The organism is Piscibacillus salipiscarius, from assembly GCF_042685285.1.
Lineage (GTDB): Bacteria > Bacillota > Bacilli > Bacillales > Alkalibacillaceae > Piscibacillus > Piscibacillus salipiscarius.
Genome location: NZ_JBHUMZ010000016.1, coordinates 1 through 15924 on the forward strand (window position 1 = coordinate 1; position 15924 = coordinate 15924).

Sequence of the window (15924 nt, forward strand, 5' to 3'; positions counted from 1 at the left end):
CTTTAGATTGAAGATATTATTACATCATCAATATAAAAATATAAAAGTTCGAGTCACATAATTAGGAGTGAGCGTATGCTCACCCCAACATTTGACTTAGAACCTAAATTTTTGTGTTAAACTTTATAATTCCTGCCTCTTTAGCAGAATTAAATAAAATGACTACTAATGGACCTAAGAAAAAGCCTAAAAAGCCAATTAATTGTAACCCTAAGAACATGGCAATTAATGTAGGTAATGGAGAAAGCCCTATGTGATGTCCCATTACCTTAGGTTCAATTGTACGTCTAATAGCAAGTAAAATGATAGCCAGTACTGCTAATTTCGTTCCTAGTACAAGATCTCCTGTTATAAACATATATAACGACCATGGTCCGAGGATTATAATTGAACCAATAATTGGTATTAAATCTACTAACCAAATAATGATCGACATAATAAATGCAACTTCAGGAGTAATGAGTAATAAACCAATTAGTGAGACAGTAAAGATGATTAGACTTACTAAAAACTGCGCTTTAAGAAAGCCCAATAAAACGTAAGACATTCGAGCGTTCATAAATTTAAATTTCTCTTGTGTTTGTTCAGTCATCATTCCATAAAACTTATTCCTTAAATTAGGTAAATCGAGCATAAACAAGAATAATGCAATTAAATAGACTAGTAAACTTATAAGAAAGTCAGGTATTTTCATAAAAATCTGTGTAATACTTTCAATATAATTATAGTCTTGTAATGTTTGACCATAAGTAGTCAAATTTTCAGTTACACGCTTTTCGACTGAATTTATGAACTCATCTGGCCATTCTTCAGTAAATGCATCGAACTTAGTTCTAAAATCTGTTAATTCAGATTCGACATCGCTTATGTATGACGGGATATTTTCTGTAAGTTTTATAACTTGCCCAACGACTTTGGTAGTTGTGTAAGTACCAATTGTTGCAAGGATTAATATAAATATTAAAAAAACAATAGTGACCGAGATTTTTCTAGAAATACCAAAACGCCTAGTGTTAAATCGGACTAATGGGTTTAATATTAATGCCGTTAAGAATGCAAGAATCAGCGGGACTGAAATTGGTAAGATAAAGTAGGCTAGTACTAAGAGTAGTAATATATAAAGAGCTATGGTCCATTGTCGTTTTGTAATATTTTTGAACAATTAAGCCTAGTCCCCTTTCGCACTAAAATGTTATAGGAAGGGCTGTAAATATAGACAGCCCTTCAAACATCTTTACTTAGCTTCTTCTTCGATAAACTGTTTCAATTGTTCATCCACTTTTGAAAGAATACGTTCAGCTTTTTCAACTACATTCTTTGGAAACCCTTCTTCTTCTCCGTATTCCACACCATGAGGGTAGTGATGCTTACCTAATAGTGGTGTAAGAATTTTAATAACTGCTTTACCTGAATCAACATCGCCTTCAATGGCATAGCCGCTAACACGAAGGTAGTACGTGATATTTTTTTCAGGAGCGTTCATTTTTAAATCATATGTGACGCGTTCATAGTCCCATTGACCCGCTAAAACAAAACCATTTCTTTCCATGATATATGTTAATGGTTGGAGGTCTAATACAGTGTTTTCAATATTATTGTTTTCTAATTTCATTTCCTTCACCTCTACAATAAGTTTCATTAAATTTATCATATTATGAAACCGTCAATTAATCAATTATTTCTAAGTAAATATCGTTAATGTGTAACATTTTATTCAAATATTTAAGTGAATATTTAATGAACACATTTTAATACCCCTAATTATAATAGTATTAGCAGGATCTTTATGTATTAAAAGGGGTGATGAAAGTATGTACCATTTAGATTTACCTGAGGAAGTACGTGAGTTCAAAAAATTCGTTCAAACAAGACAAGGCCTTGTTAATGATGTTAGACGTGGTAAATATAATTGGCAAGAATTGTACGATCGCTGGCATGCTAACGGAGAAAGCGATCCATTATGGAATGAATACGAACCAACCGAACCAGACGATAGTAAATCACCTTCAACTGGTAAATTTTCGAACCTATTTGACCTTNCGATAGATCAAGTTCAAGGGTTCTTAAAAAAACAAAGCAACCAGAGACCTTATCATCATTATAACCAAAGAAAACGTTTCTTTTAACATGCAAATTCGATATTGGTAATCTCACCTTCATTTTGGTAAGATAAGTATATGGAGGTGAGTACATGCTCGCTAATATAGAAGTTATTGAAGCACTAGAGCAAGCTGAGAAACTTGGTAAAATGATTACAGAGTCAGAAGACTTTAAAGTATATAAGAATAGAAAAAAAGCTTTATACGAAGACCGTGATGCGGTAAAGCTCATGGATGATTTTTCTAAGATGAAGGAACATTATGATGATGTCCAAAGGTTTGGTCGATACCACCCTGATTATAGTAAAATCATGAAAGAGATTAGGGAACAGAAGCGTGACCTAGATATGCATGATACCGTTGCGATTTATAAACAATCTGAAACGCAACTTCAAACCTTGTTAGATGATGTATCGGAAATTATCGCTCAATCAATTAGTCCAAACATAAAAGCACCTAGAGACGGAATAGCCCTAAAAGATAGTGGTTCTGGTTGTGGCTGTGGATCTGGCGGCTCATGTGGTTGCCAAGCCTCTTAATCAAGTAAGGAATGAGGTAGTACTTATGATAACTAAACGCCAAGGAATCGTTGTATGGATCAAACATCCCAAATACGTAAAAAGGCTTCGAAGATATGGACATCTGATTTATGCATCAAGGAAACTGAAGTATGTTTTAATTTACGTTAATCAAGAAGAGCTTGAAGAAGTGACTGAACAAATTAATCGTTTAAACTTTGTCAAAAGGATTGATTTGTCTCATAAGCCATTTGTCGATACAGTTTATCAAAAGAAGTCTCCAATTATAGAGGAAGAGACGGATTATGAAATAAAAAGCGTTTACTAAAAAACTGAAGCTGATCAGCTTCAGTTTTTTATTTATAATGTGGTGGAACCAGGCAATGCTCGTTATTTAATAATATGATTTAATCTTAAAACGGCAATCAGTTGTTGATAATAGAGTTCAATTTCATGATAAGTATCTGACGGTGGAACGACTAATTCAATAATGGGCTGGTTCAGTCGTTCACTAATTTCCTTAAAGGCATCAAAACGTACATTAGGCGAATCCTCATTTGGTTTTAGAATGCCTTCTAAACAAATATAAATCGGCTGAAAGTTCCCTTGATTTGTAGGCTTAAATACTGCCGCAATGGAAGTGCGTTCTTCTTCATTTTTGATTGTATGAAAGGCCAATAGGTTTTGAACTCGTTCCGGCATAGCTTCAATTAATGTGAACAACTCATAAAGATCCCCGTAACCTTCACCAAGTTTTATAAATCGCTGTGTCATGTTCATACCTCCTCAAATTCCCACTTAAATGTAGCATGTTTCATTAATTTTGTGAATTAAGATAGTCATGCTTGCATCGTTTTGATAAAATAGTAGTCGACTTGTGTAGAATTTTAAAATGAATAAAAAAAGTGGTTTTTCTTCAATCTAACGATTAAAGAAAAACCACACTCTCCGTATTCTAACAGAGAGAGTACAAAAAGGGAGAGGAGAAACCGGAAGAAGGTCTTATGGGGAATGATAAGACTTTCTCCGAGTCGAACGGATTCCTCTTAAATTCCGTTCTAGAAGCTATTATTGCCAATAGAGGGTAAACTATACATTAAAATTTAAAAAAAGTTGGTGATCGTCGTTGAGAGTTATTGCAGGAACACTTAAGGGTCATCCAATTCAAGCAGTGCCTAGTAAAAAAACTAGACCCACAACTGACAAAATTAAGGAAGCATTATTTCAAATCATTGGGCCCTTTTTTGAAGGCGGACGGGCCTTAGATTTATTTGCTGGCAGTGGCAATTTAGGAATTGAGGCAATTAGTAGAGGGATGGAATGGGTCACATTTGTTGACCATCAATATCATGCCATTCAAACGATTAAAAGTAATGTCAAAGACCTTGACATTGAGAAGCATTGTGAAATATTTAGAAATGATGCGTTTAGGGCTATTAAAGCTGCAGGAAAGAGAGATAAAACTTATCACTACATATTTTTAGACCCGCCATATCAAAAAGCAGGTTTTAAGGATATATTAATTGAATTAGATGAACACCAATTGATGGAAGATGGTTGTTTAATCATTTGTGAACACACACAGGATGAGAAATTGCCAGATTCTTTTGAAAGATTTACAATGTTAAGGCAAGATGAATATGGTTCTTTAACTGAACTGACAATATATCGATATGATAAGGGGGATGGGAATGCCTAAAACAGCTATTTGTCCAGGGAGCTTTGACCCAATTACATATGGTCATTTAGATATTATTAGAAGAGGAGCTAAAATCTTTGATCACGTCATTGTAGCAGTCTTTAATAACCAATCTAAATCACCACTATTCTCAGTAGGAGAAAGGTTAGCATTAATTGAAGAGGCCACTAAAGACTTACCTAATGTGTCTTGTGATGTAAGTCAGGGATTACTAGTCGATTATGCAAAAAATAAGCATGTAGATGTAATTTTAAGAGGTTTAAGAGCTGTAAGTGATTTTGAATATGAAATGCAAATTACATCGATGAACCGTAAGTTAAATGAAGATATTGAAACTTTTTTTATGATGACAAATAATCAGTACTCTTTCTTAAGTTCAAGTATTGTTAAAGAAGCTGCAAAATATGAATCTGATGTATCAGATTTAGTTCCAGAAAATGTGGCTAAGGCTTTGAAAGAGAAATATCAATCCTAAATGAAAGCCCATAAATTCTGTTTTATGGGCTTTTTTATTTTAAGACTTTCTTAAGCGTGATAATAGATACAAACAGCCAATGACTAATGCTGATAGTGAGATTAAGTAACCATATTGTTCAAGCCAATACCATATATCATACCAGAAGTATTGCTGAGAAATGTTACCCTCTGAATCAACTGTAATATCATGTGGAGAAAATGCGTTTCGATTTAAGTACAACGGTTTAAACAGGGCGATTGTTAACCAAATGGAGAATATAATGTGTAATAGACGGGCGAAAAAATATGGTGCGAATTTTATGTCAGTTGTTGATAAAATGCTTGCGACCTGTGCTTGAATAGAAAAACCATTAAACGCAAGAATGGCACTGACAAAAATTAATTGGATTAATAACGTTAAATTATCGGTTTGTGAAATCATTTGAGCACCTAGTGTAATTTCAAATAGACCTGCAATAAAAGGTAAAGATAAAGATTCGGGTATTTGAAATAAACCAAATAACTGGGCTAATGCGGCCCCAACGTAATGGGTGATACCTGTAAGAAATAGTAATTTATTTATGACTGAAAATAATATTATAAATCCACCGACTACAACTAAAGTTTGAATAGAAGAAGACACAGCTTGTCCTAATACATGACCTAAAGGTTCATTCTTTTTAAGTCGTTCGTGATGGAGAGTATTCCAAGCTCTTTTAATAAAAGATTGTCTCTCGTCATCATGTTTCGGTTTGGAACGCTCTTCATTATATTTATAAAATCTCATGCAAAACCCAACTAAAATTGCTCCGACATAATGGCTTGCTGCAAGTAATAATCCAGTTTTAGGATCATGAAAAAAGCCTATTGAAATCGCTCCAAAAATAAATAAAGGGTTGGATGCGTTTGTGAAAGAAACTAAACGCTCTGCTTCTGTTTTGGTAAGCACGTCTTCTTGCCTTAACCTTGCCGTAATTTTAGCACCAGAAGGATAACCACTAGCCAATCCCATTCCAAGTACGACTCCTCCTGACCCCGGTATATTAAAGAGAGGTCGCATGAGAGGCTCTAAAACCATTCCAATTACTTTAACTACTCCAAAAGCTAATAATAATTCTGCTATAATAAAAAAAGGAAGCAAGGAAGGGAATACAATTTCAAACCATAAGTTCAACCCTCTTATGGATGCTTCTAGGGATTCATCTGGAAATGTGATCACAGCAAATGCTAAAAATATCGTGCTCATTGAATAAAAGATTGTCCTAATCTTATTTAACACTTGTATTCCTCCTATAGCATTCCTAGCTGTACGAATAGACCATCGCATAGTAAAATAAAATGATAAAGAAAACAGATTGTTTCTTTACACTATACGCGAACAGGTCGAGTATATATGCATAGTAGATTATTAATTTTGACAGGAGGCAATACATGAGCCGGCCAAAAATAGGGTTAGCACTTGGGTCAGGAGGAGCAAGGGGCTTCTCGCATTTAGGCGTAATCAAAGTCCTTGAACAACACCAAATTCCTATCGATTATATTGCTGGTAGCAGTATGGGGGCGTTGGTAGGAGCTTTTTATGGTGCTGGACAATCCGTTGATCAAATGTATCAATTGGCCTTAACTTTCAAACGTAAATATTTTATGGATATCATGGTACCTAAAATGGGTTTAATACAAGGTGAACGAATTAAGTCTTATATTAAAATGTTTACATATAATAAACGATTAGAGGAGTTTAAAACACCTGTGTCAATCGTTGCTACAGATATTTATTCAGGGGAGAAAGTTATTTTTAACGAAGGTGATGCAGCCTCAGCTGTTCGTGCGAGTATATCAATTCCGGGTGTATTCGTACCGGAGAAAATTAATGATCGGTTATTAGTAGATGGGGGCGTCATTGATCGAATTCCTGTTTCTGTTGTTAAGGATATGGGAGCAGATATCGTTATTGCAGTAGACTGTTCAAAATTTGAACAAAATACAGAAGTGTATTCAATATACGATATTATAATGCAGAGCATTGATATCATGCAAAATGAAATTACAAATTACAGAATGGTCGATGCAGATATTGTCATGAGACCTGAAGTTTATTCTTATAGTTCTCGTAACTATTCTCAAATTAAAGAAATAATTGAAAAAGGTGAAGAAGAAGCGGAGAAGCATATTCAGTCGATCAAAAAAGCTATAGAGGATTGGAAGGGTCTTAATGCAAATTAACCGTAAACAATTAATATTATATGCATTTATATTATTAGCAGTTATATTTTTATCAAGTTATAAATTAGATTATTATATATATCAACCCGGTGGGATTTATGCTTTAAATGATGTAGTTGAAGTTGAAAATCGATTTGATAGTGAAGGAGAGCTTCATTTAGTTACCGTTCGAGGCGGACAAGCAACACCTATTTATTATTTATGGGCCAAAATAAGACCTTATTATGAAATTTATGATTTAGAAAAAATAAGACCTGAGGGAATCAGTCAAGAAGAATATATGGATACTCAGCTTCATATTATGGAATCTTCACAAGAAGCAGCGACGGTTGTAGCTTACCAAGCTGCAGGTAGAGATATTAACATTGAATATAAAGGTGTGTATGTCATGGGTGTAGTGGATGGCATGCCTGCAGATGGAGCTCTAAAACCTGGAGATCAAATTTTAGCAATCAATGATCAGCCAGTTGAGTCATCTCAAGATATTCTTGATTTGATTTCTTCATATCAAAAAGGGGATCAAATTCAAGCTAATATCATTAGGAACGACCAAGAAAGAACCGTATCCTTTGATTTAGGAACCTTTCCCAATGAACCAGATCGGGTTGGGATGGGTATATCTCTAGTGACTGATCGTGATGTGACAGTTAATCCAGAAGTAGAATTTGATAGCGGTAGTATAGGTGGTCCGAGTGCAGGGCTTATGATGTCACTAGAAATTTATGATCAACTTACTTCTGAAGATATTACTAAAGGTTATCAAATAGCTGGTACTGGTGAAATTGATTACGAAGGAAATGTTTCAAGAATAGGTGGTATTGATAAAAAAGTTGTAGCTGCAGATGATGAAGGGGCAGACATATTTTTTGCACCTAATGAAGACGGAATAAAAGGCTCTAATTATGAAGTGGCAAAACAAACAGCTGAAGAAATCGGAACTAGCATGAAGGTTGTTCCCGTTGATAATTTTCAAGATGCAGTTAACTATCTAGAAAATATCGACCCTAAATAGACATTAGCTTAAGAGGGTGGGACAGAAGAAAGATAACTTATTAAAAAACGAATATTGAGTGTTATTTTGACGCAGCTAAAAAATGAAGACGAATATTAGGGATTGATCTCTCCTCTAATATTCGTCTTCTTCTAGATTAATACATACTTTGTCCCAGCCTCTTTGTTTCCCTATATAATAATTGGCCCTGTTAATTCTTGTTTTTTCAGTTGTTGTTTAACCTTTGGTGAGTGAGGAATATAATAAGCATCGGTAGCTTTTTCTTCTAGTACTAACATGGGGTGCTTAAGTTCTTGAATGTTTGAAATTAGAGGTACATTCATATCTTTTTTAATCGTCTGTATGTACTCTCTACCTTTTTGGTTCATACCAAGAATTCTAGTGTAAGGAGCTTGCTTCATTTCACTGTATTTCTCAAGATCTTCTTTAGTTGTATTTGTTAAGAGATGTACAAACATACGCTGTAATCTTGTCCATGTATAACGTTTGGTTTTAAGGAGTGTCATCCAACTGTGGAAATCTGTTGCTTCTTGAACCGTTTGTTTTAAACGATATTCTAAACCTTCAATGACACCTTGTATTTGTCTTAGCTCCTGGTGACTCTTTGTTTGTACTAGTAATTGTAAATAAGGGAAATATAATTCCCAATCATGCCAGTTAGATGTTAGATTTAAATATTCTTTTAGGTGCTCAATCGTTTCAACTGGTAAAGCTTTATAAGCTGAATCTGTAATTGATCTGTCTTTTATGATTTCTTTACGAATACTCGTTGCGCTCGCAATCTCATGTTCAATCTTTTCATCGTGGTAGCCGCTTTTAGTTCGTTTAATTGTTTCAGGTTGAATAGTTGAACCCAATTCTTTAATTGCCTTAACATAACTGAAACCTAAAATATTATTAGGCTGTCCAAGGTCAATTTCTCCTGTTGCTAAATCGATGGTTTGATACGCTTTTTTGCTAGCTTGTGGGAAAGATAGCCCTTGATCTAGTTGTTTATGAAGCTCGTCTGTAAAATGGCTTTTATAGTTTTGATAGTGGTCATATCCTTCTAAGAAAGGCTGAATATTACCAGCTTCACTTCCAAAACACACATAGTCGACATTTAGTTCCGATAATGTTAAAATGGCGCCTCTAGCAAATAAATCAGCATATTGAACTGCAAATGCAAAGGGAAGTTCAACGACGAGATCAACACCACGATTTAGAGCTGCTTTGGTTCTATGGAATTTATCGATGATAGCCGGTTCACCGCGCTGAAGAAATGAACTACTCATCACGGCTATCATAATATCTGCGTTTGTTTTTTCTTTAGATTGCTCGACATGATATACATGTCCATTATGGAATGGGTTATATTCAACAATTAGCCCACATGCTTTCATTTAAAACACCGCCTAAAATTCTTTGATAATTCTAATTTAGAAGGATTAGATGATAAAATCAAGCAGATTTTGATTAAAATAGTTGGTGTTAAGAAAAAATATTGACAAAAGGTTCATTTCCTTTTACAATAACTCTTGTTGCCTTGAGGTGATATTATGAAATTTTCCTTACAAAAAATAAAACGAGAAGCTCCATATGATTTTGAAGATACGGTTAACGTAGATGAATTAGAACGTATGGAAAACGATATTAGGAATATTACAGATGTAAATGTGAAAGGTGACGTATCGGTCCGTAGTGAAACGTATACATTTCGTTACACCATCAAAGGGACGATGACATTACCTTGCGCAAGAACTTTAGTTGATGTTCCGTATGAATTTTCGGTTCAAGCTATTGATCAGTTTACTACGAGTGAATATCAAGCTCAAAATGATGAAGATATTCATTTTATTGATCAAGAAGTGCTTGACTTAATGCCTTATATCAAGGAAAATATTTTATTGGAAGTTCCTTTAAGAGTGTATAGTGATGAGGCAACGATGGATAATATCGTTTCTGAAGGAAGCGGTTGGGATCTTCTTCAAGAAGATGAACATTTAGACTTAAAAGCTAAACACGAAGAAGAAGAACAAGAGAAGGTAGACCCTCGTTTATCTTCATTAAAAAAATTTTTTGATGACAAAAAAGATTAATGTAAATATCCCTATAAATTGGGATTACTTTAAGGGAGGTGTAACACATGGCAGTACCAAAGAGAAGAACTTCTAAAAAAGTTAAACGCCAACGTCGTACGCATAAAAAATTACATGTACCTGGTATGGTAGAATGTTCAAATTGCGGTGAATATACAAAACCTCACCACGTATGTAAATCATGTGGTCACTATGATGGTAAAGAGGTAGTTGAGAAGTAAGGAAGAGATGTCTCATCATTGAGGCATCTTTTTTTATATTAATAATTAAGGAGAGAATTCAATGGCTGAAAGTTCACTTTATATTGACCCAAAACAGTACGCAGTCATTACATTAAATCGTCCACACAAGTTAAACTCTATTTCTAAAAATACAATTAAAGAGCTGGACAATCACCTGACTGAAGTGACTAATCGTCATGACCTTAAATTCTTAATCATCACTGGTAACGGAGAGAAAGCATTTTGTTCTGGTGGAGATCTAAACGATTTTCATGGAGAGATGTCTGAACAAGAAGCTTATAAGACATTGAAGCCTATGCAAGAAATAATATACAAATTAGCCACTTTACATATTCCAACCATTGCATGGCTAAATGGCTTAGCAAGAGGTGGTGGTCTCGAACTGGCTTCTGCATGCGATTTCAGATTTGCTACACCTAATGCTGACTTCGGCTTTATTCAAGGAAAATTAGGAATAGCAACTGGCTGGGGCGGTGGTACCCTTTTGTATGAACGTATAAACTCTAATCATGCTTTTCAATGGATGATTGAATCAGATATCAAAACAACTAGTGAACTGTTAACGATAGGATTTTTTCAGAAGGAAATAAATGACTTAACCATTTCTGAGAATCATGAAGCCCTGAAGCCATACATTGATCGTAGTGTTGAACAAATGAGACATTGGAAAAAACAAAGGCTGAATTTCATGGAACTTAATTTAATGAAAAAAAGAATGGAAGATGAAGTGAGAACTTGTAGTAAGCTTTGGGTTTCAGATGAGCATAAAAGGGCCGTCAAGCAATTTTTATCTAAAAAATAATATACAAATCCTTCTAACCTCTTAATGACTTGCATAGAGTATTATTAAAGTTAATAGAGTTAAGGGGTGTATAGTGATGTCAACGAGGCAGGATGCATGGACGAAAGATGAAGATTTACTTCTAGCTGAGACAGTATTACGTTATATACGAGAAGGTAAAACGCAAATGAAAGCTTTTGAGGAAGTCGGAGAACGGTTATCAAGAACCCCTCAGGCTTGTGGGTTCAGGTGGAATGCAAACTTAAGAAAACAATACAGGCAAGCTATTGATTTAGCAAAACAAAGTCGTAAGAAGCTCAATGATTCTACGGGTTCACTCCCTTCATACCCAAAAATGAAAGCTTTTGATGAAGTGATTAATCAATTAGAGCAGCTCAAAGGTGTTTACTATACTCAAGGCGAAACATCGAAACATAAAAGTTTAGATCCAGAACATACGCAATTGAAACAACAGATTGAACGATATGAACGAATCATCGATGATATATATAACAAGATTAGTGAAGTTAAAAGTAAACAACATAAATAAAAACAATCTTCCATCTAATTTTAAAGATGGAAGATTGTTTTTGTGTATAGGAATTTAATTTGCTTGTTACTCTTCACTAACTTTTTCATCCACACCATCAGGCATCCATATAAATGGGTTTTGACCTAAGTCACGTTCCATATCATAATTGGCAGGCTGAAAACCCATCTTTTCCCAGAACCCTTGGGAATTAATACGAGCATTAGTCTTGATCGGTAGTCCAAAGCTTTTAGCAAAATCAACTAGTTTTTTACCAAAACCCTTGTGACGATAGTTCTCCAATACTTCTAATTTCCATAGTTCTAAATAGTCTTGTTTAGGGTCAAAATAGTAATCATATTTTTGATCGACTTGATATAAGCTCATTCTAGCAACTAAAGAGTTACCATAATAAATACCAAAAAACGGGGATTCACTGTTGTTTTCGATCATATTGTGTTGCAAATCTTCTAACATTGATAATTCTTGAATACCATATTCTTTAAACTTTTTAAATTCTTCTAACGTTTTAAAGTTGATTAATAAACGTTCTACCTCGCCTAACATATCTATAAGCCCCCTTATTCATGCTCAATTTTATTATAATATAAATAGGTGGTGTTGAAAATGGAAGCCCTTTAATAATAGTAAGATCAATTTTAAAGGGACATTTAACAATTTTCTGATAAAATAGATAGTATTGAATCTAATGCGGAGTGAATGTAATGGATATTGGTATTATTGGTTTAGGTGCCGTTGGGTTATTCATTTCATCTAAATTGTCTGAACGTCACGATGTAACGGGTTATGTGAGAAACCAAAAGCAGCTAAATGAAATAAGAGAGAATGGTATTCAAATTAATAAAGATCGCTATCAAATTCGTGTTAAAACCATTGAAAGACTGCAGAAACATGACTTGATTATTATCTGTGTCAAACAACCACATTTAGCATACCTAATGCCTATATTAAATAGCTTAGATAAAACGTGTCTATTATTTATTCAAAATGGTTTAAGCCATATACAAATGATTCAAGAACTGAATCATTTTATTATGTTGGGAGTGTGTGAACACGGCGTCTCAAAGGTCAATTCTCATCAAGTTCAATTAAATGGGCTAGGTCAGATTAAAGTGGGTGATTTCCAAGAGCATAATGATGCGAAGCATATTCAACATCAACTATACGCTTCCGATTTTCCTGTTTTTTATGATGATGACATCATTCAAACTATGAACGAAAAAGTGATTGTAAATAGCGTTATTAATCCACTTACAGCGTTGTTTGATATAGAGAATGGACAAGTAATCACCAATCCATATTTAAAGAAAATAGCTTATCAACTGTCTAAGGAAGCTTCTGAAGTGCTTGAGATGAACTGCGAAAAGTCCTGGGAAAAGGTGCAGGAAGTTGCTCATAATACAAAGAATAATGTTTCATCAATGTTAGTCGATATAAGGATGAAGCGAACGACTGAAATCGAGTCTATAAATGGATACATTGTGAAACAATCCAAGATTGACGTTCCGACTCAGTCAAATATGTACCATTTAATTAAAGCTAAAGAAATTAATCATTAAAGGAGAGCGTAATGGATTTTTTATCGACACTTATTGCTATACTGGCAACTTTTCCTTATATAACGTTTTTTATTCTTTTTATAATTATGAAAAAAGTGACGCGGCAGGCAACCAGATCAACTAAATTTGCTGCAGATTTATCAAACTTATTCTTCCTTATAGCAGTTAATGCTATTTTATTTAATTTACTTAATCGGTCTTTTATAGTGTATTTCTTGTTATTGTTTATGCTAGGTGTCATAGTTGTCATCACGATGCAATGGCGTAAAGAACTAGAAATCAACATTATGAGGGCCGTAAGAGTTGTTTGGAGAGCAGGATTTATCATTTTAGTTATTACTTACACCATATTATTACCAATTGGAATCTACATAACTTATTTATAATAAAACATATGAAGTGAAAATGCATGGAATATTCGATACAATAACATACGGAATGAACTAGTGAGCTCGTAAAAGGAAGGTATTAGTCTATGAAATGTCATTCAATTGAACTTAATAATCAATCATCTCTAATAAAAGATTACCGTAATCGTGAAGAAAGCATTTATACTCATTTTCATTATGATCCATATCATTTACAGAATTTCAAAAAACGCTATGAATATTTAATGAGTCAAAATTATCAGCGTGACCAGTTAGCAGATGTCTTGTTAGAGCAGAACGAAAAATGGGGTTTAACTGACGAAATAAAAAAACAAATAGAAGCTATTCGAAATTCGGACTCTGTTGTTGTTATAGGAGGACAACAAGCGGGAATTTTAACAGGTCCTTTATATACGATTAATAAAATTGTGTCTATTTTACTTCAAGCAAAGGAACAAGAAGAATTTTTAGGTAAGCCTGTTGTTCCGGTGTTTTGGATTGCGGGTGAAGATCACGATTTTGAGGAAATTAATCATATTTTTGCCTATCAAAATTCAAGGTTTAAAAAGCTAAAACTTCAGTCCAATTCACCTGAGAAGACACCAGTTTCAAGCCGGAAAATTGATGTAACTGAATTAAATAACTGGCTAGATGAGGTATTCTCGACATTAAATGAAACATCTTATTCTAAAGAATTATATCAATTAATCAAATCTTCTTATAGTCATGATGATTCCTATGTTGATTTTTTTGCGAAATTAATTAACCAATTGTTCCACCAATACGGTCTAGTGCTAGTGGATTCAAATGATTCAAAGTTACGTGAAATAGAGAAAGATTATTTTAAGAAGATCGTATCTAAGCAGAAAGCTATAGCAACATCCGTTGTAAACGAACTTGATGAGTTAAATCGCCAAGGTTATCAAATCAATTTAGATGCAACTACAGAAGATGGACACATCTTTTACCACTTAAATGGTGAAAGGCTGTTACTTGAAGTTGTAGATGGTATATGGAGATCAAAGGATGACTTGGTGTCTTTTGGCACTGATGAGTTGTTATCCGAGATTGATCATCATCCGGAGAGATTTAGTAACAATGTTGTGACCAGACCTATGATGCAAGAGATGGTCTTTCCTGTATTATCGTTTATAGGTGGGCCAGGTGAGATTGGCTACTGGTCAGCTTTAAAGCCAGCATTTGAAGAGGTTGATTTGCAATTTCCAATCATTACACCGCGTCTTTCCATTACATTTTTAGATTCTAAACATAAACAATGGTTAGAACGATTTGGTATTGATATAAGCCAAGTAATTAATGAAGGAACTAATTGGTATAAAATGAACTGGCTAAAGAGACAAACTTCTTCACCTATAGAGGAAATGATTAATCAAGTCAGTCAAGATATTGATACGCTTCACCAACCGGTAAGGGAAGTAGCTTATGAGATCCAAGATGATTTGGGTTCATATGCTGATTCAAATTTGAAAATTATTAAATCAGAACTAAACAAATTAGAAAAACGTATGATGAAAGTAGTCAATGATCAACACAAGCATACAATCGCTCAATTTGAGGAGTTAAATGCTTATTATTACCCTGAGTGTGGTCTCCAAGAAAGAATGTGGAACATCATCCACTTTATGAATGAATTTGGGTTAGAATTACCCAACTTATTAATGAGCACTCCACGAAGATGGGAACAAGATCATTTAGTTGTTGAAATTTAACCACTTGTTCACCACCATCTACCACCTATCAAATTTATAGCTAAAAACCCTGTATTAAAGCATATCCAGAAAGTTTCTGGATATGCTTTTTTAATTTTTTTAGAAAAAATAGTGAAATGATGTGGTAGATAGTGGGGGAATGTGGTAAACTAAATGAAAAGTGGGGCGAAGTCTATGTTCATGGGTGAATTTCAACATAATATAGATACAAAAGGACGAATCATTGTGCCTGCGAAATTTCGTGACGGGCTTGGTGAATCGTTTGTTTTAACACGTGGCTTAGACAACTGTCTATTCGCTTACCCACAAGAAGAATGGCGAGTTTTAGAAGAGAAATTAAAAAAATTACCTTTAACGAAAAAAGACGCCCGAGCATTCACACGCTTCTTCTTTTCTGGAGCGGTTGAATGTGAGATTGACAAACAAGGGCGAATTAACATTCCAGCACCACTTAGAAAATTTGCAGATTTAGACAAGGAATGTATCGTCATCGGTGTTTCAAACCGAATTGAATTATGGGCTAAAGAAAAATGGACAGACTATGTGGAAGAATCAGAAGAATCCTTTGCAGACATTGCAGAGAACTTAATGGATTTTGATATTTAAGGC

21 protein-coding genes are annotated in these 15924 nt (G+C 34.3%); 15 read left to right on the forward strand and 6 right to left on the reverse strand.

The genetic code is table 11. From position 1 onward, the window contains the following. Window positions 1–103 precede the first annotated feature (103 nt). Together ytvI and ACFSW4_RS04725 are read right to left on the reverse strand one after the other, a co-directional pair. Window positions 104–1162, reverse strand: coding sequence for a sporulation integral membrane protein YtvI (gene ytvI, locus ACFSW4_RS04720; RefSeq protein ID WP_377327763.1), 1059 nt, complete (start codon window positions 1160–1162; stop codon window positions 104–106). 72 nt (window positions 1163–1234) lie between these two features. Beyond that, window positions 1235–1612, reverse strand: a complete 378-nt coding sequence (locus ACFSW4_RS04725) for a YugN family protein (protein WP_054751638.1) — start codon at window positions 1610–1612, stop codon at window positions 1235–1237. A gap of 199 nt (window positions 1613–1811) precedes the next feature. Between ACFSW4_RS04725 and ylbD the strand changes: the two genes are divergently transcribed. The 3 genes from ylbD (at window position 1812) to ACFSW4_RS04740 (ending at window position 2945) form a co-directional block, all read left to right on the forward strand. After that, the gene (ylbD, locus tag ACFSW4_RS04730; protein ID WP_377327765.1) at window positions 1812–2126 is read left to right on the forward strand and encodes a spore coat protein YlbD; all 315 of its coding nucleotides are present in this window, start codon (window positions 1812–1814) and stop codon (window positions 2124–2126) included. A gap of 65 nt (window positions 2127–2191) precedes the next feature. After that, the gene (locus ACFSW4_RS04735) at window positions 2192–2638 is read left to right on the forward strand and encodes a YlbF family regulator (protein WP_377327767.1); all 447 of its coding nucleotides are present in this window, start codon (window positions 2192–2194) and stop codon (window positions 2636–2638) included. Window positions 2639–2663: 25 nt separating this feature from the next. Next, on the forward strand, window positions 2664–2945 hold the full coding sequence (locus ACFSW4_RS04740; protein WP_377327769.1) for a YlbG family protein: 282 nt from the start codon (window positions 2664–2666) through the stop codon (window positions 2943–2945). Between the two features lie 62 nt (window positions 2946–3007). Here the strand turns inward: ACFSW4_RS04740 and ACFSW4_RS04745 are convergent, their stop codons facing one another. Next, entirely contained in the window at window positions 3008–3391 is a 384-nt protein-coding gene (locus ACFSW4_RS04745) for a DUF7147 family protein (RefSeq protein WP_054751628.1), read from the reverse strand. A gap of 352 nt (window positions 3392–3743) precedes the next feature. Here ACFSW4_RS04745 and rsmD point away from each other — a divergent pair, with 352 nt between their 5' ends. Both rsmD and coaD read left to right on the forward strand, forming a co-directional pair. After that, on the forward strand, window positions 3744–4316 hold the full coding sequence (rsmD, locus tag ACFSW4_RS04750; protein ID WP_054751627.1) for a 16S rRNA (guanine(966)-N(2))-methyltransferase RsmD: 573 nt from the start codon (window positions 3744–3746) through the stop codon (window positions 4314–4316). Further along, window positions 4309–4791 carry a pantetheine-phosphate adenylyltransferase gene (gene coaD, locus ACFSW4_RS04755; protein ID WP_377327771.1) on the forward strand — a complete coding sequence of 161 codons (483 nt, stop codon included), beginning with the start codon at window positions 4309–4311 and terminating at the stop codon, window positions 4789–4791. The genes rsmD and coaD overlap by 8 nt, the downstream gene beginning before the upstream one ends. 39 nt (window positions 4792–4830) lie before the next feature. Here the strand turns inward: coaD and ylbJ are convergent, their stop codons facing one another. After that, entirely contained in the window at window positions 4831–6051 is a 1221-nt protein-coding gene (gene ylbJ / locus ACFSW4_RS04760) for a sporulation integral membrane protein YlbJ (RefSeq protein ID WP_377327773.1), read from the reverse strand. A 152-nt stretch (window positions 6052–6203) separates the two neighbouring features. Here ylbJ and ACFSW4_RS04765 point away from each other — a divergent pair, with 152 nt between their 5' ends. After that, window positions 6204–6995: a patatin-like phospholipase family protein gene (locus ACFSW4_RS04765; protein ID WP_377327775.1), complete on the forward strand. Its 792-nt coding sequence runs from the start codon at window positions 6204–6206 to the stop codon at window positions 6993–6995. After that, entirely contained in the window at window positions 6985–8007 is a 1023-nt protein-coding gene (locus ACFSW4_RS04770; RefSeq protein ID WP_377327777.1) for a SepM family pheromone-processing serine protease, read from the forward strand. The genes ACFSW4_RS04765 and ACFSW4_RS04770 overlap by 11 nt, the downstream gene beginning before the upstream one ends. Before the next feature lie 170 nt (window positions 8008–8177). On the opposite strand, the gene ACFSW4_RS04775 is transcribed toward ACFSW4_RS04770, so the two are convergent. Then, window positions 8178–9389, reverse strand: a complete 1212-nt coding sequence (locus ACFSW4_RS04775) for a nucleotidyltransferase (RefSeq protein WP_054751625.1) — start codon at window positions 9387–9389, stop codon at window positions 8178–8180. 156 nt (window positions 9390–9545) lie between these two features. Between ACFSW4_RS04775 and ACFSW4_RS04780 the strand changes: the two genes are divergently transcribed. The 4 genes from ACFSW4_RS04780 to ACFSW4_RS04795 all read left to right on the forward strand — a co-directional run bounded on the left by ACFSW4_RS04780 (window position 9546) and on the right by ACFSW4_RS04795 (window position 11658). Next, window positions 9546–10085 carry a YceD family protein gene (locus tag ACFSW4_RS04780; RefSeq protein WP_377327779.1) on the forward strand — a complete coding sequence of 180 codons (540 nt, stop codon included), beginning with the start codon at window positions 9546–9548 and terminating at the stop codon, window positions 10083–10085. A 47-nt stretch (window positions 10086–10132) separates the two neighbouring features. Then, window positions 10133–10306: a 50S ribosomal protein L32 gene (gene rpmF, locus ACFSW4_RS04785; protein ID WP_377327781.1), complete on the forward strand. Its 174-nt coding sequence runs from the start codon at window positions 10133–10135 to the stop codon at window positions 10304–10306. A 61-nt stretch (window positions 10307–10367) separates the two neighbouring features. Then, window positions 10368–11129, forward strand: a complete 762-nt coding sequence (locus ACFSW4_RS04790; RefSeq protein ID WP_377327783.1) for an enoyl-CoA hydratase/isomerase family protein — start codon at window positions 10368–10370, stop codon at window positions 11127–11129. A gap of 76 nt (window positions 11130–11205) precedes the next feature. Beyond that, a complete protein-coding gene (locus ACFSW4_RS04795; protein WP_054751621.1) occupies window positions 11206–11658 on the forward strand; it encodes an RsfA family transcriptional regulator in 453 nt (150 codons plus the stop codon). Between the two features lie 66 nt (window positions 11659–11724). On the opposite strand, the gene ACFSW4_RS04800 is transcribed toward ACFSW4_RS04795, so the two are convergent. Then, window positions 11725–12204: an N-acetyltransferase gene (locus ACFSW4_RS04800; protein ID WP_377327785.1), complete on the reverse strand. Its 480-nt coding sequence runs from the start codon at window positions 12202–12204 to the stop codon at window positions 11725–11727. Between the two features lie 158 nt (window positions 12205–12362). Here ACFSW4_RS04800 and ACFSW4_RS04805 point away from each other — a divergent pair, with 158 nt between their 5' ends. From ACFSW4_RS04805 to mraZ, 4 genes are all read left to right on the forward strand, one after another. Continuing rightward, window positions 12363–13217 (forward strand): 2-dehydropantoate 2-reductase, encoded by an 855-nt coding sequence (locus tag ACFSW4_RS04805; RefSeq protein WP_377327787.1) that lies wholly within the window; start codon window positions 12363–12365, stop codon window positions 13215–13217. Between the two features lie 11 nt (window positions 13218–13228). Beyond that, a complete protein-coding gene (locus ACFSW4_RS04810) occupies window positions 13229–13603 on the forward strand; it encodes a DUF3397 domain-containing protein (protein ID WP_377327789.1) in 375 nt (124 codons plus the stop codon). A gap of 89 nt (window positions 13604–13692) precedes the next feature. Continuing rightward, complete coding sequence (gene bshC / locus ACFSW4_RS04815; protein WP_377327791.1) at window positions 13693–15315, forward strand: bacillithiol biosynthesis cysteine-adding enzyme BshC; 1623 nt, start codon at window positions 13693–13695, stop codon at window positions 15313–15315. A gap of 174 nt (window positions 15316–15489) precedes the next feature. Then, window positions 15490–15921 (forward strand): division/cell wall cluster transcriptional repressor MraZ, encoded by a 432-nt coding sequence (gene mraZ / locus ACFSW4_RS04820; protein ID WP_377328137.1) that lies wholly within the window; start codon window positions 15490–15492, stop codon window positions 15919–15921. The last annotated feature ends 3 nt before the right edge of the window (window positions 15922–15924 follow it).